1 protein-coding gene is annotated in these 1,814 nt (G+C 54.0%); it reads left to right on the top strand.

The annotated features are described in order from the left end of the window. On the top strand, positions 1-1,814 hold a 1,814-nt coding region (gene hrpA / locus ACP5D0_RS04580; RefSeq protein WP_472364414.1), incomplete at both ends, for an ATP-dependent RNA helicase HrpA.

Raw genomic sequence — 1,814 nt, 5'->3', positions numbered from 1 at the left:
GAAGCGCATGAGCGCTCCATCAACATCGATTTCTTGCTCGGCATTTTGAAAAAACTGCTGCCGAAGCGCCCGGATTTGAAACTCATCATCACCTCCGCCACCATCGACACCGAACGCTTTGCGCAATTCTTTGAAGGGGCGCCGATTATTGAAGTCAGCGGACGGACCTATCCGGTGGAAGTCCGCTACAACCCCTTGGTGAAAATCGAAGACGACGACGGCAATGAATTCGAGCAGGACATTCCCACCGCCATCGGTTATGCCTTGGAAGAGCTGGCGGAAATCGACCCGTTCGGCGATGTGCTGGTGTTTCAAGTCGGTGAACGCGACATCAAGGAAACCGCGGAATACTTGCGCAAACAGCATTTGAAAAACACCGAAATCGTGCCTTTGTATGCGCGTTTGAGCATGGCGGAGCAGAACAAGGTGTTCCAGCTGTCGCCAAAGCGACGGGTGATTTTATCGACCAATGTGGCGGAAACCTCTTTGACGGTGCCGGGCATTAAGTTCGTGATTGACCCAGGCCTGGTCAGAATCAGCCGTTATTCGGTGCGCTCCAAGGTGCAGCGTTTGCCGATTGAGAAAATCTCCCAGGCCTCGGCCAATCAACGAGCCGGGCGCTGTGGGCGTGTCAGCTCCGGGGTGTGCATCCGTTTGTACGACGAAGACGATTTCAACAGTCGTCCGGCCTTTACCCCGCCGGAAATTCACCGCACGTCACTCGCCACGGTGATTTTGCAGATGACGCAAATGAAACTGGGGGCGGTGAAACATTTCCCGTTTATCGAACCGCCGGAAGACAAGGCGGTGAATGACGGTTATCGTCAATTGCACGAAATCGGCGCGTTGGATGAACATCGCCGTTTGACGGATAGCGGTCGCCAACTCGCGAAACTGCCGTTGGACCCCCGGATGGCGAAGATGGTACTGGAGGGGCAGAAGAACGGTGTCTTGGCCGAAGTGCTGGTGATTGCCTCCGCCATCAGCATTCAAGACCCGCGTGATATGAACGAAGCCAATCGCCAGGCGGCCAACCAGGCGCATAAACCCTTTGAAGACCCGCGTTCCGATTTTCTGTTCTTTCTCAATCTGTGGCGTTTTTACGAAGACAAACGCCGTCATTTGAGCCAAAACAAACTGCGCAAACTCTGTAAAACCAATTTCCTGTCCTATCTACGGATGAAAGAGTGGCACGACTTGTTTTTCCAATTGGAAATGAGCTTGAAGCGCATCGGTGTCAAAGTCGGTGACCTGCATCTGTATGAAGAAGTGAAGCAGGGCAAGACGGTCACCGAACGTTTATCGGACATGCATTCGATGGCGGTGCACCGTTCCTTGATGGCGGGGCTGTTGGGGAATATCGCCATGCGGGACGACGAAAAGTCCTATTTGGGCGCGCGTAACACCAAATTGTTTATCCACCCGAGTTCGGTGCTGTTCAAACGTAAACCGAAGTGGATGCTGTCTGGCGAACTGGTGGAAACCTCGAAGCTCTATGCCCGCAACAATGCGGTTATCGACATTCACTGGGTGGAAGCGCTGGCACCGCATTTGGTCAAACGCAGTTACACCGACCCGCACTGGCAGAAAAAGGCCGGGCAAGTCGGTGCGTTTGAGTCGGTGACCTTATACGGGCTGCCGATTGTGAATCGACGACGTTGCAATTACGGGCCGATCAACCCCAAAGAAGCCCATAAGATTTTCCTGCGCCACGCACTGGTGGAAGGGGAGATGCACAGTCGGGTGGCGTTTCTGGCGCATAACCGCCGTTTGATTGACGAGATTCACGACATCGAATCGAAACTGCGGCGCCC

The organism is Hydrogenovibrio sp. (assembly GCF_049975065.1).
GTDB lineage: Bacteria > Pseudomonadota > Gammaproteobacteria > Thiomicrospirales > Thiomicrospiraceae > Hydrogenovibrio.
The sequence above is the reverse complement of the archived record's forward strand: the minus strand, read 5'-3'. Positions and strand labels throughout refer to the sequence as shown.